Raw genomic sequence first — 24,979 nt, 5'->3', positions numbered from 1 at the left:
CGACGGCAAGTTCGAGGAGTTCCAATGCACCTGCGACTCAAATACCTATTACCGCTGTCCATCACAACGTGCCTCGCAGCCTGCGCCGTGTTTCCATCGCCGAATGAGCGTCGAGAGCAGGTCGACGCCTTGGCACGGGCGCATCACTGGCAGGGTCTGAAATTGAACGCCGGAGCTTTCCAGCTGCAATCCTATGGACCACCGACCTACACGGTAAACCCTGTACTCACGCTCTACCTTGAGGGCGACGGTTTTGCGTGGATCAACTCCCGACAGCCTTCCCCTGACCCGACCCCGTTAGATCCTTTAGCTCTCAAGCTGGCAATGACACAGCCAACAGGCAATGCCGCCTACCTGGGTCGTCCCTGCCAATATCTGGGGGCCACGCGACCGCCCTGCCAGAAGCGTTACTGGACTGGAGCGCGGTTTGCTGAAGACGTGGTGCTGAGCCTGGACCAGGCCGCTGACCAGTTGAAGGCGCGAGCGGGCGCACAGCGCCTGATCCTGGTCGGCTATTCCGGCGGTGGAACTCTGGCTCTGCTGCTGGCGGCGCGACGGAGTGACGTGGAGCTAGTCGTTACGGTAGCCGGCAATCTCGACCACGCTTCCTGGACGCGCCGCCACATGGTCACGCCGCTAAAGGACTCACTCAACCCGGCCAATCTCCGCCCATCCCTGGCCAATCTAAGGCAGGTGCACCTGGTAGGTGACGCTGACTCGGTAATGCCTGCGGATTTGGCCAAAGGGTTCATCGCGAGCTATCCAGCGGGGAGCCGCGCTATCGTCAGGGTGATACCTGGCTATGACCACCACTGCTGCTGGGCACAGAACTGGGCGGAACTTTGGCAGAAACATGTCGCAGACTAACCACCGCGCAACGCCTGTAGTTCGCAATTCGACTTCGGCGTTGCGCGCGTCAAGTCGATCAGGCTCTGAATAGCGATTAAAGGTTCAGGTCAGGTGCCCCTGGGTTTCACTCGAGCAGTCGCCTGCGCCACCAAGGGATCATCAGGCCAGTAATGCTTGGGGTATCTCCCTTTAAGGTCTTTCTTCACGTCGCTATAGGTCGTACGCCAAAAATTGGCTAAATCCTGGGTAACCTGTACCGGCCGACGAGCCGGTGACAGCAAGTGAAGCTTGAGCACTTGCTTGCCACTGGCAATACGCGGGGTATCGGACAGACCGAACAACTCCTGCAACCTGACGGCCAACACGGGTGGCTGTTCACTGTAATCGATTCGGATGTTCGAGCCGGAAGGCACGGCGATGGTCTGCGGCGCTTGCAAATCCAGTTGCTGTGGAAGCGGCCAAGGCAGGAGGTTGCGCAGAATCGCAGGCAAATCAAGTTGTCCGAAATGGCTCAGGCGGGTGACATTCGCCACGTAAGGAGCAAGCCAGTCCTCTAGTGTCGCCCTAAGCATCTGATCACTGAGGTCAGGCCATTCACTCTCTGCGACGCTATCAAGATCCAGCCTTCGCAGAAGCTCCACGCGCGCCTGCCACTGGCGCAACTCCGGGGTCCAGGGCAAGAGCTCCAGCCCTTTACGGCGCACGTAACTCACCAACGCACGGGCACGGCTTTCGTCATCGAGGTCAGACAAAGGTGATGTCGAGAGTACAAGCTCTCCTACCTTGAGCTGTCGCTCAGCTCGAAGCACTCCCTCGCGCTCATCCCAATCAAGCTCATCCACCTGACTCACCTGCTCACGCAGAACAGTGTTGAACAAACCTGGATCAAGCTCTGCCGCCAGATAGATACGCTCTTCACGCTGTCCCTGACGACTTCCCAGATCAGCGATCACCAGCCAGTCATGCTTCATGAGCACGTCCGGCTCAGTGAACAGCGCAGCCCGGCCATTGGCGAGTCGGTAACCCGAACCACCCGCCTGGCGGCGCTGTGCAACACGGTCGGGATAGGCCAATGCCAGCAAGCACCCCACCCACTTGGGATGATCGCCATCCAGCACTGCATCCGTAGCCGTTCCACGCAGAAAGGAACGATACTGCCTGGCGAGCTGGCGTGACCGCTGTGCGGCACCTTGCTCACCGCGCTGTGCACGCTGCTCACCGGACAAGATCGCCAATCGGCTGTGCAGGTCAGCCCCTGCTCCGCGCTGAATGTCTCGCTCTCCCAGCAATGCAGCAATGTCGCTGGCAAGATTTGCCAAGCCCAGCGCATGACCGCGCAGGAGTAGATGAGCAATCCGAGGATGGGCGGGCAATCCCGCCATGGCCTGTCCGTGCGGGGTCAGTTGATCGTTTGGCTGCAGAGCGCCGAGTCGACGCAACAGATCACACGCTTGAGAAAAAGCAGCAGGAGGTGGTACGTCGAGCCACTTCAGTTGACTCGGCTGGACGCCCCAACGCGCGAGCTGAAGCGCCAAACCCGCAAGGTCGGCCTGCTGAATCTCCGGACTGTTGAAGCCAGCCAGTTGTTCATGCTGAGCTTCAGACCACAATCGATAGCAGACACCAGGCTCCAGGCGCCCTGCTCGACCTGCACGCTGAGTGGCACTGGCTTTTGAGATGCGCTGAGTGTCGAGCCTAGTCATACCGCTACGAGGGTCAAAGCGAGGTACTCGCTCAAGGCCTGCATCGATCACCACACACACGCCGTTTATGGTGATACTGGTTTCCGCGATGTTGGTGGCCAGCACCACCTTGCGCTTTCCAGGAGGTGCAGGATCGATCGCCGCGCGTTGTGCACTCAGGTCGAGTTCGCCGTGCAATGGACAAAGCAGGATGTCCTGGCGTTGTTGCAAATGTTCTTGTAGCCCCTGATGAACGCGACGAATCTCCGCTTGGCCGGGCAGGAAGACCAAGAGACTTCCGCGTTGATCATCCAATGCTTCTAGACAGGTCGCGACAACGCGAGGCTCGATGAAATCACCCTGTTGATACGGCTTGCCCCAGATCGTTGTCACTGGATACATCCGCCCTGCACTTGTCACGATGGGCGCATCGTCCAGCAATCGAGAAAGCCGCTCGCCTTCCAAGGTAGCGGACATCAACAGGACCTTCATGGGCAAATCATCACGAAACAGCTCTCGACCATTGAGAGCAAGCGCCAAGGCCAGATCAGCGTCCATGTTCCGCAGGTGAAACTCATCGAAAATAACCAGTCCAACGCCATCCAGCGAAGGATCATCCTGTAGCCGCCTGGCCAGAATACCTTCAGTGACCACCTCAATCCGCGTACTTGGTCCAACCTTGCTTTCGAGCCGAATACGGTAGCCCACCGTCTCACCAACACGTTCGCCAAGTTCCGCCGCCATGCGTTCAGCTGCCGCGCGTGCAGCCAAGCGTCTAGGCTCGAGCATGAGAATGGTCTGCCCGGCCAGCCAGTCCTGATCCAGAAGCGCCAGAGGCACGCGGGTGGTCTTGCCGGCACCGGGCGGGGCTTCGAGCACCACTTCGTGGCGTGCCGCCAGGGCGGCACGCAGTGCAGGCAAAACTTCATCAATTGGCAAAGAATTCATGCTGGCTCCAAAACAGAGGCGCGAGTATAACGGCGAACTGCCTGGGGTTAATCATGGTCTGAGTGCTGACCGACAAGACTCAACACCCCGCTCCATTCCTTTATGCTTTCGTACTTACCAGGAGATATCCATGCGTATTCCCCACCGTGTCATTGGCGGCGTTCTGGTGACCGCTCTGCTGACCCAACTCACCGCCTGCGGTTCGATCTTCTTTCCCGACCGGCGTGGCCAGATCGACGGCAAGATCGATCCACTAATCGTGGTGCTGGATGCCGTGGGCTTGCTGTTCTATGTGATTCCGGGGCTGATTGCCTTTGGCGTCGACTTCGCCACCGGAGCGATCTACCTGGAGCCGGGCAAGACCGCGCAGATCGCTCCGGAGAAACTCCAGCAGGCCATCGGCGCCGACGGTAAAGTCGACAACCGCAAACTGCAGGTGATTCTTGAGCGTGAACTGGGAGGCAGCTTCCCACTGGATGACCCACGCCTCATCCAACACAAAGGCAGCGTGCAACAACTGGCGCTGTATGGTCTGCAACCTGCAGCCTGATAACCCGGCTCAAGGAAACCGCCGTCGATGATCGGAAACCCGGAACACGCTCGCCTATTGCGCCTGGCCACTCGTGCCTCAGTCACCGTGGCGAGCATCCTGATTGTGACCAAGGCCATTGCCTGGTGGCTCAGCGGCTCGGTGAGCATGTTGGCGGGGCTCACTGACTCGGTGCTCGACGGCTTCACTTCCTTGCTCAACCTGCTGGCGGTGCACTATGCCCTGCGCCCAGCCGATGACGATCACCGTTATGGCCACGGCAAGGCGGAATCCCTGGCGGGCATGGCCCAGGCCCTGTTCATTGCCGGCAGTGCAATCCTGATTGCCTTCCAGGCGAGCGAGCGCCTGAACCATCCAGAACCGGTCGGGGCGCCATGGCTGAGCATCGGCGTGATTGTGCTGTCGCTGGCACTGACGGCAGCGCTGCTGACCCTGCAGCATCGGGTGATCCGCATCACCGGCTCCAATGCGGTGCGGGCCGACTCACTGCACTACCGCTCCGACATGCTGCTCAACGGCAGCATTCTGCTGGCCCTGGTGCTGGCCGCCTTCGGCTGGCACCAAGTGGATGCCTGGTTCGGCCTGGGGATTGCCGTCTATATCCTCTGGAGCGCCATCCAGATTGCCCGGGAGAGTTTCTCGGTGCTGATGGACGAGGAGCTGCCAGTGGACGTCAGCCAACACATGCTCGAGCTGGCGTGCAGTGTGCCGGGGGTGCTTGGCGCTCATGACCTGCGCACACGGATTTCCGGCAGCCACTGGTTTGTCCAGCTGCATCTGGAATTACCCGGCGATCTGACGCTGTCGGTGGCCCACAGCATCAGCGATCAGGCTGCCGATGCGATCCATCAGGCCTACCCGCAGGCCGAAGTGCTGGTGCACGCCGACCCGCAGGAAGTGGTCAAAGCCGCCAGGGCTCAGTAAGTCACCTGATAGCCCCGCGAGCTCAGACAGTTGCCCTGAGCCTGACGATAGGCCTGGACCACTTCGGGGGCCGGCTGGTAGGACACGTTGGCCGGATCGAAGCCACTCTGCTGTACGGCCCAGCGATAACAGTCGTAACGATCCTGATCGATCTGCTGCGGCGACTGACCATTGACCGGATAGGCCAGCACATCGTAGCCATTACCGCTCTGCTGCTGGTCCGGTGCCGGCATCCCCTGCGGTGGCTGCACCACCAAGTACTGCTGGGTATCGGCCTCATAGGTGTAGTAGGCCCCAGCAGCGAGGAAGAACAGCGCGCTACCGATCCAGATTTCCCGTGCGTAATCGGGCAGGTAACCGACTCGAATCCCATAGGGTGGATGCACCACCACATAGCGTGTGCCTTGTGGGCGATACCAGTAGCCACCGGAGAAGAAGTAATCCTGGCCACGATAGGGAACACGGTAGTTACGCTCGGGGAAACGATCGATCACATAACCCGGACGGTACTGCGGGCCCGGGCCCCAGCCATTGCCATGGCCGTCAGGCCGACCGGGCCAACGATGGTCGTCTGGGCGTGAACCAGGACCACCGGCCTGCCAATGCTGGTTGTAGTCGTTGCGCCGAGGAATGTCCTGATAGTAGCCACGCTGGGGCTCCTGAGTCTGGCGCACGGTGTCGGGCCGGCCCTGGATCGGCAGGCTTGGCGAAGGTTGCGGCTGTTGCTGCGGTGCCGGTCGGCTCTGCTGATTGGCATCGTGCTGGGGGCGATTCTGCCATTGCCCTCCCGGATTCTGCCCATTGTGTTCGAACTGACGGCTGTTCTCGCCACGAATGATTTCATTCTGCGGACGCGGCGGTGCAGGTGCAGGTGCAGGTGCAGGGGCGGGTTGCGGACGATTGGGGACATTCGCTGGATGGCCCTGATTGTGCTCTCCCCGTCCCTCGGAGGGATGCTCTCGCTGCCCGTCGGAAGGCGCTCCCTGCTGGGGAGGTCGTCTCTCGTCCCGATCCTCGGCAAGCGCTTGGGCCGTGACGCTTACGCACAACAAACCAACACCTGCCAAACGCCAGATGCGCGACTTCATGCTATTCCTCACTACGGATTGGGGCCTGTACATAAGACTGAAAAAGCCCGGGGCGGTTCTGCTAGAGATTATCAGTCACGAGACTTATTTCGCAGGCAATAAAAAAGGGCGGCCCGTCGGCCACCCTTTGAGATTTTGTCCGTGCTCGACGCTTTTGACGCCGGCTCACCTCACTCCGTCTTCTGGACAGTGTGTAGCCCGGGGGCCGGCTCAACCCTGTGGGGTTGGCGGCCGCGGCAGGCCTGATTCGGCGGGCCGCAGTGGACTCTATGTCCGGGCAGTGATTCTGGTGATAAGAATAGGCCTGGGGCGGCGACAGAGGATTGCGAAGATTGCTTGCAAAAACACCTCTTGCGCAATTTTTAACTCAAGATAGATAATTAACCGCAATAGTTATGACAAAGGCCTGATTGATGAGCAAACTCGACCGCTATGACCTGAGTATTTTGGCGGAACTGCAACGCGACGCCCGCATCTCCAACCAGGAGCTGGCCGAACGTATCGGCCTGTCCCCGTCGCCGTGTTCACGTCGGGTCAAGCAACTGGAGGACGATGGTTACATTTCCCGCCAGGTCGCCTTGCTGGACCGCAAAATGCTCGGCCTGAGCCTGACCGCCTACGTGCTGATCGGCATGGACCGACACACGCCGGAGCGTTTCGAGAACTTCGAAGCGGCGATCCGCAACCTGCCCCAAGTGCTGGAATGCAGCCTGGTAACCGGGGTCGATGCCGACTACCAGCTCAAGGTTGTGGTACCGGACATGGACCACTACCAGAAGCTCCTGCTCGGCCATCTGACCCGTATCGACGGCGTGACCAGCGTACGCTCGAGCTTCGTGCTCAATCAGGTGCTCAATAGCACCGAACTGCCACTGACCCACCTGCGTAACTGAATCCCCTCTCTTGTAGGAGCCGGCTTGCCGGCGAAGAGACGCACAAGCTCTGTGTTGCTCATCAGGGTACTTTCACTGACCAGCCAGTTCCTTGGGCTGTGGCGACGTAACGCACGCAGATCAATGCTTGGCAAGGGTCGCTTGGCGTATACTCGCCCGGCATTTTTTACCCTGCCTGCACTGGAGATGAACGATGGACCCAGCAGTACTCGAAGAGTGGATGATGACCGGCCTGGTCAGCATCCTGATCCTGTTCATGGGCTTCATCGTCTGGGACTTGGCCAAGAAGTCCAAGGCTGGGCGTTTCGGCTCGTTCATCCTGTTCTTCGTGCTGGGCCTGGGCGTGGCCGCCTTCATCATCAAGAGCGTGGTGATTGGCCTGATCGAATCCGGCGCCCTATAAACGCGCCGGAACTTCCTTCCACTGGCCCTGATCCAGACCGTCCAGGGTCCAGTCGCCGATCCTGACCCGCACCAGTCGCAGGGTCGGCAAGCCCACCGCCGCCGTCATGCGCCGCACCTGCCGATTGCGTCCCTCGCGAATCACCAACTCCAGCCAACTGGTGGGTACGCTCTTGCGAAATCGCACCGGCGGGTTGCGTGGCCACAGTTCAGGCTCATCAAGCTGCCGAGCCTGAGCCGGCAAGGTCATGCCGTCATTCAGCTCCACCCCCTCACGCAAACGCTGCAACTGCTCAGCGCTGGGTTCACCTTCGACTTGCACCCAGTAAGTTTTGGCCAGCTTGTGCTTGGGATCGGCGATGCGCGCCTGCAACTGCCCATCATTGGTTAACAACAGCAGCCCTTCGCTGTCGCGGTCCAGGCGACCGGCCGGGTAGACGCCGGGGATCGCAATGAAGTCCTTGAGCGTCGCCCGGCCTTCGCCATCACTGAACTGAGTCAGCACATCGAAGGGTTTGTTGAACAGGATCAGCTTCGGCTCCGCCGGTGGCGCCTTGGCCACGCGCTTGGAGGGAGATGCGGAAAACGGCTTCGCGCCGGGACGACGGGAAGCGGGATGGGACGGACGGGACATGGGAGCCAGGAACATTCAGCGATCAGGACCGACAATGCTAGTGGCCTGATCGCCAAATGACCATGGATTAAACGCTTAGCGGAAAGGTGGTTCGTCGAAGCTGCGCAATTTGCGCGAGTGCAGGGAGTTGAGTTCGCTGCGCATCAGGTCCACCGCCTCGATGCCGATCTTCAAGTGCTGGCTGACGGCCCGCTCATAGAAGGCATTGGCGGCGCCCGGCAACTTGATTTCACTGTGCAGGGGCTTGTCCGAAACGCACAGCAAGGTGCCATAGGGTACTCGCAGGCGATAACCCTGGGCAGCGACGGTGCCACTTTCCATGTCCACCGCCACAGCCCGCGACAGGTTGATCAGCGGACGCTCCTCGGCCCAGCGCAACTCCCAGTTACGATCGTCGTAGGTCAGGACCGTACCGGTGCGCAGACGCTTCTTCAGTTGCTCGCCTTTTTCTCCGGTCACGTTGGCCGCCGCCTGCTGCAACGCAAGCTGGACTTCGGCCAACGCCGGGATCGGAATGTTCGGCGGCACCACGCGATCGAGAATGCCATCACGACGCATGTAGGCGTGGGCCAGTACGTAGTCGCCGATAGTCTGTGATTGCCGCAGACCACCACAGTGGCCGATCATCAGCCAGCAGTGGGGACGCAACACCGCCAGGTGATCGGTGATGTTCTTAGCATTGGACGGGCCGACGCCGATGTTCACCAAGGTTACGCCATGGCCATCGCTGGCCTGCAGGTGATAGGCCGGCATCTGGTAGCGGTGCCAGACCACACCAGCGGCAATCGCCGAGGCTTCACCGTGATCCATGCTCTTTTCAATGATCACGTTGCCGGGCAGGACCATGCGCACGAAACGCGGATCGCTGCGTAGTTGCTCCAGGCCATGGACGATGAACTGGTCAACGTAGCGGTGATAGTTGGTCAGCAGGATCCACGGCTGCACGTGGCGCCAGTCGCTACCGGTGTAGTGCACCAGCCGGCGCAGGGAGAAATCCACTCGTGCAGCATCGAACAGAGCCAACGGCAGCGGGTGAGTATTTTCCCAATCGTAGAGGCCGTCGGCAATGCCGTCGGTGGCAGCCGACAGGTCAGTGCTCGGGAATACCCGGGCCAGGGCGGCGGCGGTCACGCCGGAACCTGCCAGCTCGTCGCCCTGCTCGACAATATAGGGATAAGGGATGTTCTGTTCACTCACGCCCACCTCCACCGTTACAGTGAAGTCGTGCATCAGGGGAACCAGTTGCTCCAGCAGGTAGTTACGAAAAGCCGCGGGATGCGTGACGGTAACGCTGTAGGTGCCCGGCAACTGGACCTTGGCGTAAGCCCGGGTGGTCTGCGGGACTTCACCGTGGCATTGATAAGTCAAACGCAGTTCGGGGTAGCGGAACAGCGCTCGCTGCTCGGCATCCGGCTCGACCCGATCCTTGAGATAACGCTTGAGTGCCTGACTCAGCGCCGTGGTGGCCCGCTCATGCAAAGCAGCAAGCCGGTCCACGGCTTGCTCGGCGGTTTGAACGACAATAAAAGCTTCGGTCACGATAAGCATCCTGTGTTCTGATCTTGCAGACGTTCATCTTGCCTGCAACGCCGTCCCACGGGAACAGCGGATTCATCAAGGATCAGAAGCCTTGGGGGGTGGATCGAGCGACGATAGCGGCAACATCCAACCCGCGAGGCAAGGTGCCGTAGACCCGTCCGCCCTGGCCACCCAGGCGACTGGCGATAAAGGCGTCGCTGACCAGCGCATTGCCAGCCTCCAGCAGCAGCTTGGCCTGCAGGCCCAGTGCAATGTCCTCGGTCAACTGGCGGGCGCGGTACTGAATGTCGGCGGTGTCTTTGAAGCTGTCTTTCAACGCCACGATATGCGCCGCCAGGCGCAGATCACCATGACCGTCGCCCAGTTCGGCAAACAAGGCATCCAGCACGCCCGGCTCTTTCGACAGGGCCCGCAATACGTCCAGGCACTGCACATTGCCGGAACCTTCCCAAGTGGAATTCACCGGTGCCTCGCGGTACAGCCGCGGCAGAATACTGTCTTCAACATAACCGGCGCCGCCCATGCACTCGGCGGCCTCGTTGATCATTGCCGGGGCGCGTTTGCAGATCCAGTATTTGCCCACCGCCGTCACCAGCCGGGAGAACTTCGCTTCCTGGGCATCGTCCTGATGATCCAGGGCTCGCCCCATACGCATGCTCAGGGCCAAGGCCGCCTCGCTTTCCAGGGCCAGGTCGGCCAGCACGTTCTGCATCAGCGGCTGCTCGCTGAGCAGACGCCCACCCACCTGCCGATGGGCACAATGATGGCTGGCCTGGCTGAGAGCCTGGCGCATCAGCGAGCTGGAGCCGACCATGCAGTCGAATCGGGTCATGGCCACCATCTCGATGATCGTCGGCACGCCACGCCCCTCCTCACCGATCATCCAGGCCAGGGCACCGCGAAACTCCACCTCGCTGGAAGCATTGGATACGTTGCCGAGCTTGTTCTTCAGGCGCTGGATATAGAACTGGTTGCGAGTGTCATCGGGGCGATGACGGGGCAGGAGGAAGCAGGTCAGGCCCTTTTCGGTCTGGGCCAGGGTCAGGAACGCATCGCACATCGGCGCCGAGCAGAACCATTTGTGCCCCACCAGTTCATACGCCTGCCCCGGCCCAGTAGCCCCTACCGGATAGGCCCGGGTGGTGTTGGCCCGAACATCGGTGCCCCCCTGCTTCTCGGTCATGGCCATGCCGATGGTCAGCCCGGCCTTGTGCTGCATGCCAACGTTGCGCGGGTCGTACTCGGTGGCGAGGATCTTCGGCAACCAGCGTTCGGCAATATCCGGCTGCAGTTTCAACGCTGGCACGCAGGCGAAGGTCATGGTCAGTGGGCAACCACTGCCGGCCTCGGCCTGGCTGTGCAGATAGGTCATGGCGGCGCGGGCCACATGGGCACCCGCTTGCGGATTGGTCCAGGGCAGCGAGGTCAGGCCACCTTCGATGGCCGCCTGCATCAACTGATGATAAGCCGGATGAAACTCCACCAGGTCGATACGGTGCCCAAAACGATCATGACTGGAAAATACCGGCTTGTTTTGATTGGCCAGGAACCCCGCAGCCATCAATGGCCCACCCGCCAGTGCGCCATAGGCGTCGACCTGGGATTCGGCCCAGCCGGCATCGAAGCGCCGCATCCACTGTTGCAGCGGCAGGTCGATTCGGTAGAGGTTGGCGCCGTCCAACGCAGGCGGCTGATTGGTGACTTCGTGGGTTTCAGCGAACTGGTGGAGGTTCATTGCGGGGCTCCTTCAGGGTGTGCCAAGACCCCAGTTAAGCACCCGCACCACAACGAACAAAGTGGCATACGCGCCTAAATATCGGCGCTTTCGCCCTGCTCGACATAGAGAACACGTTTCGACAGCAGCGCCTGCAATACCTCGAATTTCACCGGTTTGCCGAGATAATCGGCTCCTGCTCCCGCAGTGGCCCCTGACGTTCCGGGAATACAGGCCAACAAGATCGGCAACTGGGCATAACCGGGCATCGCATGGGCCTGAAGGCGAAACGCCTCCAGTTGAGCCGTGGAAATCTCGCCGTCGACCAGTACCGCACTGACAGGCTCACGTCCCAGTAGTTGCAACGCATCAGTGGAACTGCCGGCGGTGCGCACCCGATAACCCAGCTTGAGCAACATGCCCCGCACCACCAACTGATCAATGTCGTTGTCGTCCACCAAGAGCACCGTGCAATCCTGAGGTACGCGTCGCTGGAGAGCTCCCGGCAACCGCGGAATCGGTTCCTGTGCGTCGAACTCCACCTGCAAGCGGAAACGACTGCCCTGGCCAGGCGTGGACTCATGGGTCAGTTGCCCCCCCAGCAACTCCACCAACTGCCGACAGATCGCCAGACCGATTCCCAACCCACCATATTCACGCGTCATGGAACCATCGAGCTGGAAGAACCGCTGATAAAGCGTCGCCTCATCCAGATTGACAAAACCTATCCCACTGTCGATCACCTCAAAGGTCAGACTGACCCGCTCGGCCGAGACCGACCTTGTCAGCACCCGCAACACCACTCCACCGGAAGGGGTGAACTTGATGGCGTTATCCAGCAGGCACTCCAGGCAGTGACTGAGCTTGCAGCGATCGCCCTGCAAACGGTCGGGCAACCCGGCGCTCAGGTCAATGTGAAAGGACAGGGACTTGGCAGCGGCGCTGGCACCGAACTGGGTCTGCAGCGCGGTCAGCAACGAGCGCAGGCTGAACGGCTGACGCTGAGCGCTGAGCTTGCCGGCCTGCAGCTCGGTCAAGGTGAGAATGCCGTTGACCATGCGCATCATGTCTCGCGCCGAACCCGCCGCCGTCTGCTGGTACTGCTCCAACTCCGGGTCCAGTTCCAAGGTCTGCATCAGTTCCAGAGAACCAATGACACCATTCATCGGTGTACGCAGTTCGTGGGTCAGAGTGGCCAGGAACTCGTCCTTGAGGCGGTTGCTGTGAGCCAATTGCTGGTTCAGCACTTCGAGCTTTTGCCCCGCCTCCAGCAAAGTCTGGGACTGCTGCTCGCGCATCATGTTGATCCGGTCGGCCAGGGCCAAAGACAGCAGCGCCACCTCGATCGCCGAGCCGATCTGGCTGGCGTACATAGTCAGGAACACGTTGGGCAGGTAACCCAGCACCATCAGCGTGTTGATCACCCCTCCGAAGAGAAAGGCCGACCAGGCAATGATGAAATAACGCGCCACCCGTAACCCTCGACACCAGGTCACGATACCGGCCACGTAGATCACCACCGTGAATAACAACGCCAGGGTGGTGGCCAGGCGCAACGCCAGGGCATAGCTGGTCATCAACGACAGAGCCATGACCAGTGCACCGAACACCATCAGCGCCAGCAACACACGGTCAACCCAGGGACTGTGACGGGAAGTCTGTAAAAAACTGCGGGCAAATTGACTGCCAAACAGTCCCGCCGAGCCGATGAAGAATGGCGTCGCGGCATTTGCCCACCAGGGACTGTTCGGCCAGAAGTACTCCACTGCCGCGCCATTCACCGACAGCTGATAAAGGCCAAAGGAGGCGATATAGAAAATGTAGTAGAGGTAGCTGGTGTCGCGCACGCTGAGGTAGATGAACAGGTTGTACACCAGCATCCCCAGCAACACCCCGTAGATCAGCCCCAGCACGTACAACCGCAGGGGTTGGGCTTCCAGATAGGCTGTACTGGACCAGAGACTCACCGGTGCCTGGATCGAGCCTTCGCTGGCCAGCCGCAGGTAGACGGTCTTGTGTTCATGGGGGGAGAAATTCAGGTTGAACAGGTAGTTGTTCTGGCGGATCTGCCGACTGTCGAATGGCAATGCATCGCCGGTACGCGCCGCCAGCCGATAACCACCTACGTCATCAGGGACATACAGGTCCAGGTGGTCCAGCGGCGGATAGGCCAGTTCGAGCAACCAGCTGCGCTGCGCTGCCGGATTTGCAGGCCGGTAATCGAGGTCGATTTTCAACCAGAACGCCGAACGTGAATAACCGGCATTGAGTGTGTCTTTATCGTGGGGTTTGAAATGTTCAGCCAAAGGCCGCGAACTGACATCGGCGATCGTCGCCTCACCACTCGCATCTTCGAGGACTTGCATCACTCGCCCCAAAGGCAGGCGTTGAGTGAATTCGTCAAACTCGGCGGCGCCAGCCAGCATCGGCAAGCTCAACAGCAACATCAGCAAATAGCGCATAAAGCCCCAGCGTGGCTTGTCCGGTGGTGTCAGGAAGTCCCCCATTTCCTTTGAGTAGACGTAATACCGGCATGACCTGTTATTGATTTGAATGCACTTTAGCATAGCCGCTGATGGCCATTGAGCACCATTGAAAATTTTAGTCTAAAGGCTCTAGAACGGGCCTTTCAGCGCAATCCAGCGAGCTAGAGCTGTTGCCTCGGTCAAGATAATTGCCGAGAGGAAAGCAACACTCGCCACTCCACGCCGGGCGCCGCGAAAAAAAGCGTTTGGTGGTAAGCTCGCCGCCCATGAATATCTACAGCTCTCGCCCCGTTGTCCTCTGTCTCTCCGGCCACGACCCCAGTGGTGGCGCCGGCCTGCAGGCAGATATCGAAGCCCTGCTGGCTCAGGGTTGTCACGCAGCTCCGGCTGTCACCGCCCTGACCGTGCAGGACACGGTCAACGTCAGCGATTTCCGCGTCCTGGATCGCGAGTGGGTATTGGCCCAGGCCAATGCCGTGCTCAACGATTCCACGGTTGCCGCGGTCAAGCTGGGCATGCTCGGCTCGCTGGAAATGGTCGACACCGTGGTCGAGTTGCTCCAGGCACACCCGCATCTACCGTTGGTCTGCGACCCGGTGCTGCGCGCCGGCGGCGGCGGTCGACTGGGCAAGGATGAAGTGGGTTACGCCATGCGCGAACGCCTGCTGCCCCTGGCCACCATTGCCACCCCCAACCTTCCTGAAGCCCGAATTCTTGCGGAACTGCCTGAAGGCAGCGCCGACCAATGCGCCGAAAAACTCTTGCCGTTCGTCAAGCACTTGCTGATCACCGGCGGCCACGGTGATGAACACCAAGTACACAATCGCCTTTACAGCCGTGATGGCCTGCGCGAAACCTACACCTGCCAGCGTCTACCGGGCAGCTACCACGGCTCCGGCTGTACCCTGGCAAGCGCCTTGGCCGGCCGCCTGGCTCAAGGTGAACACCTGGCCAGCGCGGTGAAGTCAGCCCTCGATTACACCTGGCGCACCCTGCGCGATGCCGAGCAACTGGGCCGTGGCCAGTTCGTCCCGCGCCGCTTGCCATTGGATTTCTGCTCGTAATGTCATGAGGTCCACTTAATGAAACTACGTGGTCTATACGCCATCACCGACAGCCAACTGTTGGCCGGCAAGTTTCTGAAGTATGTGGAGGCGGCGCTGGAAGGCGGCGTCACCCTGTTGCAGTACCGCGATAAAAGCGACGACCAGGCTCGCCGCCTGCGGGAAGCCGAAACCCTGCTCAACCTATGCGAGCGCTACAAGACTCGGCTGATCATCAACGATGATGCCGAGTTGGCCGCGCGCATCGGTGCCGGCGTACACCTGGGCCAGACCGACGGCCCCCTGACTCCGGCGCGAGCCCTGCTGGGACGCCAGGCGATCATCGGCGCCACCTGCCATAGCCAGTTGTCGTTGGCCGAGCAGGCGGCGAAGGAAGGCGCCAGCTATGTCGCTTTCGGCCGTTTCTTCAACTCCACGACCAAGCCCGGCGCGCCCACCGCCACCCTTGAGTTACTGGACCAGGCTCGGGCCAGCCTGCACTTGCCGATCTGCGTGATCGGCGGCATCACCCTGGACAACGCCGCCCCCTTGGTCAGCCACGGTGCCGACCTGCTGGCGGTGGTCCACGGCCTGTTCGGTGCCCAGAGCACTGCAGAAGTGACTCGCCGCGCCCGTGCCTTCAACGCCTTGTTCGATCTTTGAATAGCCACCTGCTGATTTTTTGAGAGCCCAATCATGTCTCGTTCCGAAACTCTATTTGCCAATGCTCAGAAACACATCCCCGGCGGCGTCAATTCGCCGGTCAGGGCCTTCAAGAGCGTGGGCGGCACCCCGCTGTTCTTCAAGCATGCAGAAGGTGCCTACGTGACTGACGAAGACGACAAGCGCTATGTCGACTATGTCGGTTCCTGGGGGCCGATGATCCTCGGCCACAGCCATCCGGACGTGCTGGATGCGGTGCGCAAGCAGCTTGAGCATGGCCTTTCCTACGGCGCGCCGACCGCCATGGAAACCGAAATGGCCGACCTGGTGTGCTCCATCGTGCCGTCCATGGAAATGGTGCGCATGGTCAGCTCCGGAACTGAAGCCACCATGAGCGCCATTCGACTGGCCCGTGGTTTCACTGGCCGCGACAGCATCATCAAGTTCGAAGGTTGCTATCACGGCCACTCCGATAGCCTGCTGGTCAAGGCCGGCTCCGGTGCTCTGACTCAAGGCGTCCCGAGCTCCGCCGGAGTGCCCGCGGCCTTCGCCAGACACACCCTGACCCTGCCCTTCAACGACATCGCCGCAGTGGAAAAAATGCTCGCCGAAGTCGGCCAGGAAGTGGCCTGCATCATCGTCGAGCCTGTGGCCGGCAACATGAACTGTGTACCACCAGCTCCAGGTTTCCTCGAAGGCTTGCGTCGCTTGTGCGACCAGCACGGCGTGGTGCTGATCTTCGACGAAGTGATGACTGGTTTCCGCGTGGCCCTCGGCGGCGCCCAGGCTCACTACGGCGTAACTCCGGACCTGTCCACTTTTGGCAAGATCATTGGTGGCGGCATGCCAGTGGGCTGCTTCGGCGGCAAACGCAAGATCATGGAACATATCGCGCCACTGGGCCCGGTCTATCAAGCTGGCACTTTGTCCGGCAACCCGCTGGCCATGGCAGCGGGCCTGACCACCCTGCGCCTGATCAGCCGCCCGGGCTTTCACGCCGAACTGAGCGACTACACCAGCCGACTACTGGAAGGCCTGCAGCAACGCGCTGACGCGGCAGGAATTCCGTTTGTCACTACTCAGGCAGGCGGCATGTTCGGCCTGTACTTCAGCAGCGCCGACGATATCGTCACCTTCGACGACGTGATGTCCAGCGACGCCAACCTGTTCAAGCGCTTCTTCCACTTGATGCTGGAAGGTGGCGTATACCTGGCACCTAGCGCCTTCGAGGCCGGCTTCACTTCCATCGCCCACGGCGAGACTGAATTGCAGCTGACCCTGGATGCCGCAGAGCGCGCGTTTGCCGCTTTGAAGTAAGCACTGTCCGACTGGCGGGGTAATCAACCGCGCCAGTCGTGCTCTTTACTCAAGTTTTTCTACCCTCAAACCAGGAAATGCGGGCTAATCCTGCGGATATAGCGCCCACGCAGCAGAAAAACGAGTAAAGACTTTGTAAGGTTGGCCCTGCTTATTTCATAATGCGCGCTTATTGGAACCCTCGCCGGGTTCGCGCGCCCCTCAGAGGTAAGTCGATTCCCATGAACCGCACCGGCCGCGCCCTGACATTGGGCTGCCTGTTGCTCCTTCAGCCCCTGCTCGCGCACGCACAAGCAGGCGGCAACTCGTTGTTGATCCCAGCGCTGGGTCGCTGCACCCTCGATCCTCAGGCACAAGACCAGGCCGAGTCACTCGCGGCCTGCCAGAAAGCGGCTGATGAAGGGGATGCTGAGGCGCAATACGAGTTGGGTGAGTTCTACTACGAAGGCAAAGGTACCGCGCGCGACCTCAATCAGGCCCTGAGCTATTTCGAAAAGGCCTCGTTGCAAGGCCATGCCCAGGCGCAATTCAAACTCGGCACCATGTTCTTCCACGGTGAAGGCGTGCCAGCCAATAACGTTCAGGCTTATATCGTGCTGAAGATGGCTGCGGTCAACGGTGCTGAAGACGCTCTGGACACCGCCGACGAAGTCGCCGAGCACATGCAGCGCGACGAACTGGAAGTCGCTACCCAGGTGCTGGGACAGATTTTCCGTAAATACCTGATGGAACTGCAGAGTGCAGACGGGCGCTCGCCCTTTTCTCCCCTGCCATAACCGACCCTTGCAGGGTTCGCTGGTAATGCCAGCACCTACAAGAAGACGCCAGCCAGGCTTATTTCTCAGGCATCGGCATCGGGAACGGCATGACGTTGCTCACGCCACGCGCTTCGCTGATCTTCGGCGTCCCCAAACGCTCCACCTCATCGATGCGCACAATCGAATGCATCGGCACAAAGCTGCGCACCACTCCTTCGAACTGGGCCTTGAGCTTTTCTTCGCTCGGATCGACGACCACTTGCGTGCGCTCGCCAAAGACGAACTCTTCCACTTCCAGAAAGCCCCACAGATCACTTTGATAGATCTGCTTGGCGTACATTTCGAACACCTGGCCCTGGTTGAGGAAAATCACCTTGTAGATTGGAGCTTCGCGTTTGGTCATGGTGGGCGGGTAACACATCGGGAGATAAAAATAGGGCGCGAACTATAGCATAGCTACCTGATGCACAGCGCTAGGAACCTGCGGGCATGGCCCCTATAATGCGCGGTTCTTTGAATCACTTGATGACCCCGTCCATGGCCAAGAAGCTTTACATCGAAACCCACGGTTGCCAGATGAACGAGTACGACAGCTCGCGCATGGTGGATCTGCTGGGTGAACATCAGGTCTTGGAAGTCACCGCTCGCGCCGAAGACGCGGACGTCATCCTGCTCAACACCTGTTCGATACGTGAACGAGCCCAGGACCGGGTGTACTCCCAACTGGGACGCTGGCGCGAACTGAAGCAGGCCAATCCGGAAATGGTGATTGCCGTCGGTGGTTGCGTGGCCAGCCAGGAAGGCGCAGCGATCCGTGACCGTGCCCCTTACGTCGATGTGGTATTTGGCCCGCAGACCCTGCACCGCCTGCCGGAAATGATCGACGCCGCGCGCGTCACCAAACTGCCGCAAGTGGACGTTTCGTTCCCGGAAATCGAAAAATTCGACCACCTGCCAGAGCCTCGTATCGATGGCCCGAGTGCATACGTATCGGTCATGGAAGGCTGCAGCAAGTACTGCACCTTCTGCGTAGTGCCCTACACCCGCGGCGAAGAGGTCAGCCGGCCGTTTGACGACGTGATCGCCGAGATCATCCACCTGGCGGAAAACGGCGTCCGTGAAGTCACCCTGCTGGGCCAGAACGTCAATGGCTACCGCGGCCAGACCCACGATGGACGCATGGCCGACCTGGCCGAACTGATCCGCGTGGTCGCCGCCGTCGACGGTATCGAACGGATTCGCTATACCACTTCGCACCCACTGGAGTTCTCCGACAGCCTGATCCAGGCCCATGCCGAAGTACCCGAACTGGTGAAGCATCTGCACCTGCCGGTGCAGTCGGGCTCCGACCGCATCCTGGCGGCGATGAAACGCAACCACACCGCCCTGGAATACAAGTCCAAGCTGCGCAAACTGCGAGCCGCGGTACCTGGGATCTGCATCAGCTCGGACTTCATCGTTGGCTTCCCAGGGGAAACGGAGAAAGACTTCCAGCAGACCATGAAGCTGATCGAAGATGTCGGTTTCGACTTTTCCTACTCCTTTGTCTACAGCCAGCGCCCAGGAACACCGGCCGCCGACCTGACCGATGACACTTCGGAAGCGCTGAAGAAGGAACGCCTGAACGCCCTGCAACATCGCCTGAACCAGCAGGGCTTCGAAATCAGCCGACAAATGGTGGGCTCCACCCAGCGTATCCTGGTCACCGACTATTCCAAGAAAGACCCGGGTGAATTGCAGGGGCGAACCGAGAACAACCGAATCGTCAACTTTCGCTGCGACAATCCCACACTGATTGGCCAGTTCGCCGACGTGCACATCGACTCGGCACAGCCTCACTCGCTGCGCGGCTCGTTGCTATCGTGAGAGCAGGTTGACGTAGAGGCTGGGCTGGCCGGCGAAGGGCCTCGCAAGATCGCCTTCAGCGGCCAGCCTGCGGCAACAGAACAAGCACCAACAGCCATTGCTCCGCATAAGAGCTTTCGCACCCAGGCCACTGGCGTTATCCTTGAATTCATCTTAATTGCCGTTGGGCGGCTAAAAAACAACCTTGAACGCACCCATAGAACCTCATCGCTTCATCCTCGAGCCCTTTGAGGCTCGCCGCTTCGCCAATCTGTGCGGGCAATTCGACGAGCATTTGCGCTTGATCGAGCAGCGCCTGACGATCGAGATCCGCAACCGCGGCAATCAATTCGAATTGATCGGCGAACTCAAGCACACCACCTCTGCGGAAAATCTCCTGCGCCGTCTCTATCGGGAAACCAAGGGCACCGAGCTGTCGCCGGACCTGGTGCACCTGTTCCTCCAGGAGTCTGCCGTGGAGCAGCTGGAAAATCCTTCAGTGGCCGACGCCGCCGTAGCCCTGCGCACCAAGAAGGGCATGATTCGCCCTCGCGGCTTGAATCAGCAGCGCTATGTCAAAGAGATTCTCAGCAACGACATCAATTTCGGCATTGGCCCGGCCGGTACCGGAAAAACCTACCTGGCCGTAGCCTGCGCCGTGGATGCCCTGGAGCGCGAACAGGTGCGCCGCATCCTGTTGGTGCGTCCAGCAGTAGAGGCAGGCGAGAAGCTCGGCTTCCTGCCTGGCGACCTGGCACAGAAGATCGACCCGTACCTGCGCCCACTGTATGACGCGCTGTACGAAATGCTCGGCTTCGAATATGTGGCCAAATTGATCGAGCGCCAAGTCATCGAGATCGCGCCCCTGGCCTACATGCGCGGCCGGACGCTGAACAACAGCTTTATCATTCTCGACGAAAGCCAGAACACCACCGTGGAACAGATGAAAATGTTCCTCACCCGGATCGGTTTCGGCTCCACTGCGGTGATCACCGGCGACATCACCCAGGTTGACCTGCCCAAGGGCACCAAGTCGGGCCTGGGCCAGGTGATCAACGTACTCAAGGATGTACCTGGTATTAGCTTCACGCACTTCATGCCCAAGGATGTGGTTCGCCACCCGCTGGTGCAACGCATCGTCGAAGCCTACGAGCGCTTCGAGCTGCAGGCCGATGACGAGGCCGCCAAGGCTTCTGCCAACAGGGGCAATCGTCACGATGCTTGAGCTTGACCTGCAGCGCGCCAGCCAACAGCCGGCCCCCAGCGATGAACAATTCCGCCAGTGGTGCGAGCTGGCCCTGCGCCAGCGCACAGCTGATTCGGAGTTGACCATCCGCCTGGTGGACGAGGACGAAGGCCGCGAGCTGAACCACACCTGGCGCCACAAAGATTACGCCACCAATGTGCTGTCATTTCCTGCGGACGTGCCGGATGAGCTGCTGGATATCCCACTGCTGGGAGACCTGGTGATCTGCATTCCCGTGGTCGAGCGCGAAGCGGCCGAACAAGGCAAGGAACTTCAGGCCCACTGGGCCCATCTGGTGATTCACGGCTGCTTGCATCTGTTGGGCTACGACCATATAGATGACGACGAAGCCGAAGAAATGGAAGCACTGGAACGAACTTTGCTTGCAGAACTGGGTCATCCAGACCCGTATGCAGACGACGAAAGCTGATCAACAACCACCTGTAACAACCAAGGATTCAGAGCAATCGCTATGAGCGAAGATCGATCGAGCAACGGGCAAAAGTCATGGCTGGGCAAACTGACCCAGGCTTTTGCCCATGAGCCGAAAAACCGTCAGGAGCTGCTGGAGCTGCTGCGCGAAGCCCATCAGAACAAGTTGCTGGACAGCGAAGCGCTGGCCATCGTCGAAGGCGCCATCCAGGTCGCTGACCTGCAAGTCCGGGACATCATGGTTCCGCGCTCGCAGATGATCAGCATCAAGGCGACCCAGACCCCACGGGAGTTCCTGCCCGCGGTCATCGATTCGGCGCACTCGCGCTACCCGGTGATCGGCGAAAGCCATGACGACGTGATGGGCGTCCTGCTGGCCAAGGACCTACTGCCGCTGATCCTCAAGGAGAACGGCGACAGCTTCAACATCAAGGACCTGCTGCGCCCGGCAACCTTCGTCCCCGAGTCCAAGCGCCTGAACGTGTTGTTGCGCGAGTTCCGCGCCAATCACAACCATATGGCCATCGTCATCGACGAATACGGCGGAGTGGCGGGCCTGGTGACCATCGAGGACGTGCTGGAGCAGATTGTCGGCGACATCGAGGACGAGCACGACGTTGAGGAAGACAGCTACATCAAGCCTCTGCCCAGCGGCGACTTTTTGATCAAGGCGCTGACGCCGATCGAAAACTTCAACGAGTTTTTCGACAGCCATTTCTCCGATGACGAATTCGATACCGTCGGCGGCCTGGTAATGAGCGCCTTTGGCCACTTGCCAAAACGCAACGAAATCACCGAAATCGGCCCCTATCGCTTCCGCGTTCTCAACGCCGACAGCCGGCGGATTCACTTGCTGCGCCTGACCCCCATCGCCCGTTGAGGACCGGGGTCATCAGCCCTCTCCCGCACAGGATTATCGTTTTGAGGCCACCCACTCGGCCTCAGGCGATAAACCTCGGGGGCGAACTGAAGGTACGACGCTGCGTGACTCGACGCTCATCCGAAACAACCCAACCCATCTCCTCGCGCCTTGCCCGGCACGAAACAGGAAAGAGCTGATGAAACGCCTCTTGCAGCGCTCAACCCGACCCGGCTGGCCCGGCAACCTGCTGGCCGTTGCAGCCGGCGCCATCACGACCCTGGCCTTGGCTCCTTACAACATCTGGCTCTTGGCATTGCTGGCGGTAGGCCTGTTCTATGCCGGCCTGCGTGAGCTGACCCCTCGTCAGGCCCTGGGCCGTGGCTGGTGCTTCGGCTTCGGCCTGTTCGGTGCCGGTACCAGTTGGATCTACGTCAGCATCCACACCTATGGCGGTGCTTCGGCGCTGCTCGCCGGCCTGCTGATGCTGGCCTTCATTGCCGCCATCGCCTGGTTTTTTGCCTTGCCCGCCTGGCTTTGGGCTCGCTGGCTGCGGCGCAACGAAGCGCCGCTGGCCGACGCGCTGGCGTTTGCTGCTCTATGGGTGGGCCAGGAAGCATTTCGCGGCTGGTTCCTCACCGGCTTCCCCTGGTTGTATTCCGGCTACAGTCAACTTGACGGCCCCTTGGCCGGGCTCGCACCAGTGGGCGGCATCTGGCTTATTTCCTTCTCCTTGGCCATGACCGCCGCGCTGCTTTACAACCTGCCACGCCTGATCAAGGCCGGACGCAAGGGTTTTATCGTTGCCGGCCTATTGCTGCTGGCTGCCCCTTGGGGAGTGGGCCTGGCACTGAAAGACCACGCCTGGACCAGCCCTGCAGGAGAGCCTCTGTCGGTCGCTGCCATTCAGGGCAATATCGAACAAAGCATGAAATGGGACCCAGCGGAGCTCAACGCTCAGCTGGCCCTGTACCGCGACATGAGTTTCAGCAGCAAGCGTGTGGACTTGCTGGTCTGGCCGGAAACCGCAGTCCCGGTGCTCAAGGAGTCCGCCGAGGGCTACCTGACGATGATGGGCAACTTCGCCGCTGATCGCCATTCCGCCTTGATTACCGGGGTTCCGGTACGCCAGTTGGTACACCATGAGAAACGCTACTTCAACGGCATCACCGTGACCGGCGAAGGTGACGGCACTTACCTGAAACAGAAACTGGTGCCCTTTGGCGAGTACGTGCCCCTGCAGGAGCTGCTGCGCGGGCTGATCGACTTCTTCAACCTGCCAATGTCGGACTTTGCCCGCGGCCCCGCCGATCAACCGCTGTTGCAGGCCAAGGGCTATCAGATCGCACCGTTCATTTGCTACGAAGTGGTCTACCCCGAATTCGCCGCCAGCCTCTCAGCCCGCAGCGACCTGCTACTGACCATCAGCAACGACACCTGGTTCGGCACCTCCATCGGCCCTCTTCAGCATTTGCAGATGGCACAGATGCGAGCCCTGGAAGCCGGGCGCTGGATGATCCGCGCCACCAACAATGGCGTCACCGGCCTGATCGACCCGTTCGGCAGGATCACCGTGCAGATCCCACAATTCGAGCGAGGCATTCTGTACGGCGAAGTGGTGCCCATGCATAACCTGACACCTTACTTGCAATGGCGCTCATGGCCACTGACGGTGTTGTGCTTGCTGCTGTTTGGCTGGGCGCTGCTCGCCAGTCGCATTGCCAAGACCGTCTAAAAGCCTTCGTCGGCAAGCACGCTCCTGCAGGAGTGCGCTTGCCGGCGATCAGCGATAGAACAACCGATACCCCAACTGACCCACCGCCTCGTTCAACAACTGGCCGCTCTGCCAGATCGACTTGAACTCCGGCATCCAGCCTCCCAGCGGGCGGGCATTGTCCACCCCAAGAAATCCGACCGGCGCTGGCACCACGACAAACCCCGCATGCTCGAAACTCCAGACGGAACGGGGCATGTGCCAGGCTTGGGTGACTACCACCACACGCTTGATTCCCAGAGGCTGCAACACTTCAGCACTGAACTGTGCGTTCTCCCAAGTGGTGCAACTGCGACCCTCCTGCCAGCGCACCGCGACACCAAAGTCACTGAGCAGCGACTCGGCCATCAGCGCCGCCTCGGTAGGCGGCGTGCCGTAGTGCAAACCACCACTGGTCAATAGCGGCAGACCGGAGGCTTTGGCCAGTCGGGCAGCATAGCGCTCGCGCTCCAGCCCAACGCCTGTGGGCTGATCAAAGCCCCAGGCAGGATCGCCCCGCTCGCGGCCAGAGCCCAAAACCACAATCGCATCCGCCTGCTCAGCCAGGCTTGCCCATTGGCTTTGCGACAAAGGCGCTACCCGTTCGAGCCCGCGAGCACCCCACTCCACCATCACCGGCAGGCTCATCAACCAGAAACCACCCAGCCCGAGCGCGAAACACCAGCCCGCCAGCCGCGGCCTGGAACGACGCAGGCCCCAGGCAAGCAGAAGCAACAGCAAGAGAATGCCGGGAGGCAGCAACAATTGTTTGATGAAATAGCGAAAAGGCATCGAGCATCTCCAAAAGATGCCCGAAGCCTAAAGGGAACACCCACCCACTCACAACCAATGCCAAACACTTTGCCTTCGAGGCCCTCGGCAACGACCTCACTCACCCTGGAAAGGGTCCAGAAAGTTACTTGAATTGCTGGGATCGGACTTTTACCGAACCCCTGACGGGCGCCTGATCCTTCAGCCATATGATCTTGGCTGAGCGAGGCATTTCCTGGTGTTGCAGACTGCCCAATACACTGACCTGCAGCTCACGCTGACTTTGGGCCAGATAGGCCCTGATCAATTCAAGCTCAGCGCAACTCAAACCCCGCAGCTCCAACTCGACAGCTCGCTCGTTGCGCAGTCGATCTGCGGTTTTTGCCGCATCCAGGGCTAGAGCCAGTCGATTCAGCAGCCTTTCATACACCTCCGGTTCTGTTACTTTTTGCTGCGACTCAAGCATCCGTTCACCTCATCGAAGATAAGACTCACTCCCCTTTTTGAGCTTAGTCGGGCAGCTGAATGCGTCGCGCCGCCGCGACCAACGGCCCGCCCGAGCAATCAGGGTTTCCCTCGGCAG

General features: G+C 60.3%; 23 protein-coding genes. 14 read left to right on the top strand and 9 right to left on the bottom strand.

The features are described from left to right. Positions 1–24: 24 nt before the first annotated feature. Entirely contained in the window at positions 25–867 is an 843-nt protein-coding gene (locus GV818_RS11960; RefSeq protein ID WP_256679461.1) for an alpha/beta hydrolase, read from the top strand. A gap of 89 nt (positions 868–956) precedes the next feature. On the opposite strand, the gene hrpB is transcribed toward GV818_RS11960, so the two are convergent. Next, positions 957–3,479 carry an ATP-dependent helicase HrpB gene (gene hrpB / locus GV818_RS11955; RefSeq protein WP_161776640.1) on the bottom strand — a complete coding sequence of 841 codons (2,523 nt, stop codon included), beginning with the start codon at positions 3,477–3,479 and terminating at the stop codon, positions 957–959. A 130-nt stretch (positions 3,480–3,609) separates the two neighbouring features. Between hrpB and GV818_RS11950 the strand changes: the two genes are divergently transcribed. Continuing rightward, positions 3,610–4,029 (top strand): polyribonucleotide nucleotidyltransferase, encoded by a 420-nt coding sequence (locus GV818_RS11950; RefSeq protein ID WP_161756505.1) that lies wholly within the window; start codon positions 3,610–3,612, stop codon positions 4,027–4,029. A 27-nt stretch (positions 4,030–4,056) separates the two neighbouring features. Next, positions 4,057–4,953: a cation diffusion facilitator family transporter gene (locus GV818_RS11945; protein ID WP_161776639.1), complete on the top strand. Its 897-nt coding sequence runs from the start codon at positions 4,057–4,059 to the stop codon at positions 4,951–4,953. Here GV818_RS11945 and GV818_RS11940 read toward each other — a convergent pair. After that, positions 4,947–6,041, bottom strand: a complete 1,095-nt coding sequence (locus tag GV818_RS11940; protein ID WP_161776638.1) for a DUF6515 family protein — start codon at positions 6,039–6,041, stop codon at positions 4,947–4,949. The two genes, GV818_RS11945 and GV818_RS11940, sit on opposite strands and share 7 nt — an antisense overlap. Positions 6,042–6,454: 413 nt before the next feature. Here GV818_RS11940 and GV818_RS11935 point away from each other — a divergent pair, with 413 nt between their 5' ends. Together GV818_RS11935 and GV818_RS11930 are read left to right on the top strand one after the other, a co-directional pair. Then, positions 6,455–6,934, top strand: a complete 480-nt coding sequence (locus GV818_RS11935; RefSeq protein WP_161756508.1) for an Lrp/AsnC family transcriptional regulator — start codon at positions 6,455–6,457, stop codon at positions 6,932–6,934. A gap of 193 nt (positions 6,935–7,127) precedes the next feature. Further along, positions 7,128–7,337 carry a DUF2788 domain-containing protein gene (locus GV818_RS11930; RefSeq protein WP_161756509.1) on the top strand — a complete coding sequence of 70 codons (210 nt, stop codon included), beginning with the start codon at positions 7,128–7,130 and terminating at the stop codon, positions 7,335–7,337. Here the strand turns inward: GV818_RS11930 and GV818_RS11925 are convergent. From GV818_RS11925 to GV818_RS11910, 4 genes are all read right to left on the bottom strand, one after another. Next, on the bottom strand, positions 7,332–7,898 hold the full coding sequence (locus tag GV818_RS11925) for a pseudouridine synthase (RefSeq protein ID WP_368668895.1): 567 nt from the start codon (positions 7,896–7,898) through the stop codon (positions 7,332–7,334). The two genes, GV818_RS11930 and GV818_RS11925, sit on opposite strands and share 6 nt — an antisense overlap. A 147-nt stretch (positions 7,899–8,045) precedes the next feature. Continuing rightward, positions 8,046–9,518 carry an AMP nucleosidase gene (amn, locus tag GV818_RS11920; RefSeq protein ID WP_178124864.1) on the bottom strand — a complete coding sequence of 491 codons (1,473 nt, stop codon included), beginning with the start codon at positions 9,516–9,518 and terminating at the stop codon, positions 8,046–8,048. A gap of 73 nt (positions 9,519–9,591) precedes the next feature. Further along, entirely contained in the window at positions 9,592–11,244 is a 1,653-nt protein-coding gene (locus GV818_RS11915; protein WP_161776637.1) for an acyl-CoA dehydrogenase family protein, read from the bottom strand. A gap of 74 nt (positions 11,245–11,318) precedes the next feature. Continuing rightward, positions 11,319–13,685 (bottom strand): hybrid sensor histidine kinase/response regulator, encoded by a 2,367-nt coding sequence (locus GV818_RS11910; protein ID WP_161776659.1) that lies wholly within the window; start codon positions 13,683–13,685, stop codon positions 11,319–11,321. A gap of 290 nt (positions 13,686–13,975) precedes the next feature. On the opposite strand from GV818_RS11910, the gene GV818_RS11905 reads away from it, so the two are divergent. The 4 genes from GV818_RS11905 to GV818_RS11890 all read left to right on the top strand — a co-directional run bounded on the left by GV818_RS11905 (position 13,976) and on the right by GV818_RS11890 (position 17,508). Further along, positions 13,976–14,773, top strand: coding sequence for a hydroxymethylpyrimidine/phosphomethylpyrimidine kinase (locus GV818_RS11905; RefSeq protein ID WP_161756513.1), 798 nt, complete (start codon positions 13,976–13,978; stop codon positions 14,771–14,773). A gap of 18 nt (positions 14,774–14,791) precedes the next feature. Next, the gene (thiE, locus tag GV818_RS11900; protein WP_161756514.1) at positions 14,792–15,415 is read left to right on the top strand and encodes a thiamine phosphate synthase; all 624 of its coding nucleotides are present in this window, start codon (positions 14,792–14,794) and stop codon (positions 15,413–15,415) included. Positions 15,416–15,448: 33 nt separating this feature from the next. After that, entirely contained in the window at positions 15,449–16,732 is a 1,284-nt protein-coding gene (hemL, locus tag GV818_RS11895) for a glutamate-1-semialdehyde 2,1-aminomutase (protein ID WP_161756515.1), read from the top strand. 221 nt (positions 16,733–16,953) lie between these two features. Beyond that, positions 16,954–17,508 (top strand): tetratricopeptide repeat protein, encoded by a 555-nt coding sequence (locus tag GV818_RS11890; protein ID WP_161756516.1) that lies wholly within the window; start codon positions 16,954–16,956, stop codon positions 17,506–17,508. 58 nt (positions 17,509–17,566) lie between these two features. Here GV818_RS11890 and GV818_RS11885 read toward each other — a convergent pair whose 3' ends face one another. Then, the gene (locus GV818_RS11885; protein ID WP_007927079.1) at positions 17,567–17,893 is read right to left on the bottom strand and encodes a DUF1820 family protein; all 327 of its coding nucleotides are present in this window, start codon (positions 17,891–17,893) and stop codon (positions 17,567–17,569) included. 134 nt (positions 17,894–18,027) lie between these two features. Here GV818_RS11885 and miaB point away from each other — a divergent pair, with 134 nt between their 5' ends. From miaB to lnt, 5 genes are all read left to right on the top strand, one after another. Further along, entirely contained in the window at positions 18,028–19,356 is a 1,329-nt protein-coding gene (gene miaB, locus GV818_RS11880; protein WP_178124863.1) for a tRNA (N6-isopentenyl adenosine(37)-C2)-methylthiotransferase MiaB, read from the top strand. A gap of 184 nt (positions 19,357–19,540) precedes the next feature. Further along, positions 19,541–20,560: a PhoH family protein gene (locus tag GV818_RS11875; protein ID WP_161756518.1), complete on the top strand. Its 1,020-nt coding sequence runs from the start codon at positions 19,541–19,543 to the stop codon at positions 20,558–20,560. Next, a complete protein-coding gene (gene ybeY / locus GV818_RS11870; RefSeq protein WP_161756519.1) occupies positions 20,553–21,011 on the top strand; it encodes an rRNA maturation RNase YbeY in 459 nt (152 codons plus the stop codon). Before GV818_RS11875 ends, ybeY begins: the two co-directional genes overlap by 8 nt. Positions 21,012–21,053: 42 nt before the next feature. Next, complete coding sequence (locus GV818_RS11865; RefSeq protein WP_161756520.1) at positions 21,054–21,893, top strand: HlyC/CorC family transporter; 840 nt, start codon at positions 21,054–21,056, stop codon at positions 21,891–21,893. Between the two features lie 190 nt (positions 21,894–22,083). Beyond that, positions 22,084–23,607: an apolipoprotein N-acyltransferase gene (gene lnt, locus GV818_RS11860; RefSeq protein ID WP_161776658.1), complete on the top strand. Its 1,524-nt coding sequence runs from the start codon at positions 22,084–22,086 to the stop codon at positions 23,605–23,607. 48 nt (positions 23,608–23,655) lie between these two features. Here the strand turns inward: lnt and GV818_RS11855 are convergent, their stop codons facing one another. Both GV818_RS11855 and GV818_RS11850 read right to left on the bottom strand, forming a co-directional pair. After that, a complete protein-coding gene (locus GV818_RS11855; protein WP_161776635.1) occupies positions 23,656–24,417 on the bottom strand; it encodes a YdcF family protein in 762 nt (253 codons plus the stop codon). Positions 24,418–24,541: 124 nt separating this feature from the next. After that, the gene (locus tag GV818_RS11850) at positions 24,542–24,862 is read right to left on the bottom strand and encodes a hypothetical protein (RefSeq protein WP_161756522.1); all 321 of its coding nucleotides are present in this window, start codon (positions 24,860–24,862) and stop codon (positions 24,542–24,544) included. Positions 24,863–24,979: the final 117 nt, after the last annotated feature.

Source organism: Pseudomonas sp. Fl4BN1 (assembly GCF_009908285.1).
Lineage (GTDB): Bacteria > Pseudomonadota > Gammaproteobacteria > Pseudomonadales > Pseudomonadaceae > Aquipseudomonas.
This window is presented reverse-complemented; position numbering and strand designations above follow the sequence as displayed.

Bases quoted from the DNA above. Each gene is read 5' to 3' on its own strand.
- GV818_RS11960 (WP_256679461.1), top strand. From the start codon at position 25: ATGCACCTGCGACTCAAATACCTATTACCGCTGTCCATCACAACGTGC.
- hrpB (WP_161776640.1), bottom strand. From the start codon at position 3,479: ATGAATTCTTTGCCAATTGATGAAGTTTTGCCTGCACTGCGTGCCGCC.
- GV818_RS11950 (WP_161756505.1), top strand. From the start codon at position 3,610: ATGCGTATTCCCCACCGTGTCATTGGCGGCGTTCTGGTGACCGCTCTG.
- GV818_RS11945 (WP_161776639.1), top strand. From the start codon at position 4,057: ATGATCGGAAACCCGGAACACGCTCGCCTATTGCGCCTGGCCACTCGT.
- GV818_RS11940 (WP_161776638.1), bottom strand. From the start codon at position 6,041: ATGAAGTCGCGCATCTGGCGTTTGGCAGGTGTTGGTTTGTTGTGCGTA.
- GV818_RS11935 (WP_161756508.1), top strand. From the start codon at position 6,455: ATGAGCAAACTCGACCGCTATGACCTGAGTATTTTGGCGGAACTGCAA.
- GV818_RS11930 (WP_161756509.1), top strand. From the start codon at position 7,128: ATGGACCCAGCAGTACTCGAAGAGTGGATGATGACCGGCCTGGTCAGC.
- amn (WP_178124864.1), bottom strand. From the start codon at position 9,518: ATGCTTATCGTGACCGAAGCTTTTATTGTCGTTCAAACCGCCGAGCAA.
- GV818_RS11915 (WP_161776637.1), bottom strand. From the start codon at position 11,244: ATGAACCTCCACCAGTTCGCTGAAACCCACGAAGTCACCAATCAGCCG.
- GV818_RS11910 (WP_161776659.1), bottom strand. From the start codon at position 13,685: ATGCGCTATTTGCTGATGTTGCTGTTGAGCTTGCCGATGCTGGCTGGC.
- GV818_RS11905 (WP_161756513.1), top strand. From the start codon at position 13,976: ATGAATATCTACAGCTCTCGCCCCGTTGTCCTCTGTCTCTCCGGCCAC.
- thiE (WP_161756514.1), top strand. From the start codon at position 14,792: ATGAAACTACGTGGTCTATACGCCATCACCGACAGCCAACTGTTGGCC.
- hemL (WP_161756515.1), top strand. From the start codon at position 15,449: ATGTCTCGTTCCGAAACTCTATTTGCCAATGCTCAGAAACACATCCCC.
- GV818_RS11890 (WP_161756516.1), top strand. From the start codon at position 16,954: ATGAACCGCACCGGCCGCGCCCTGACATTGGGCTGCCTGTTGCTCCTT.
- GV818_RS11885 (WP_007927079.1), bottom strand. From the start codon at position 17,893: ATGACCAAACGCGAAGCTCCAATCTACAAGGTGATTTTCCTCAACCAG.
- miaB (WP_178124863.1), top strand. From the start codon at position 18,028: ATGGCCAAGAAGCTTTACATCGAAACCCACGGTTGCCAGATGAACGAG.
- ybeY (WP_161756519.1), top strand. From the start codon at position 20,553: ATGCTTGAGCTTGACCTGCAGCGCGCCAGCCAACAGCCGGCCCCCAGC.
- GV818_RS11865 (WP_161756520.1), top strand. From the start codon at position 21,054: ATGAGCGAAGATCGATCGAGCAACGGGCAAAAGTCATGGCTGGGCAAA.
- GV818_RS11855 (WP_161776635.1), bottom strand. From the start codon at position 24,417: ATGCCTTTTCGCTATTTCATCAAACAATTGTTGCTGCCTCCCGGCATT.
- GV818_RS11850 (WP_161756522.1), bottom strand. From the start codon at position 24,862: ATGCTTGAGTCGCAGCAAAAAGTAACAGAACCGGAGGTGTATGAAAGG.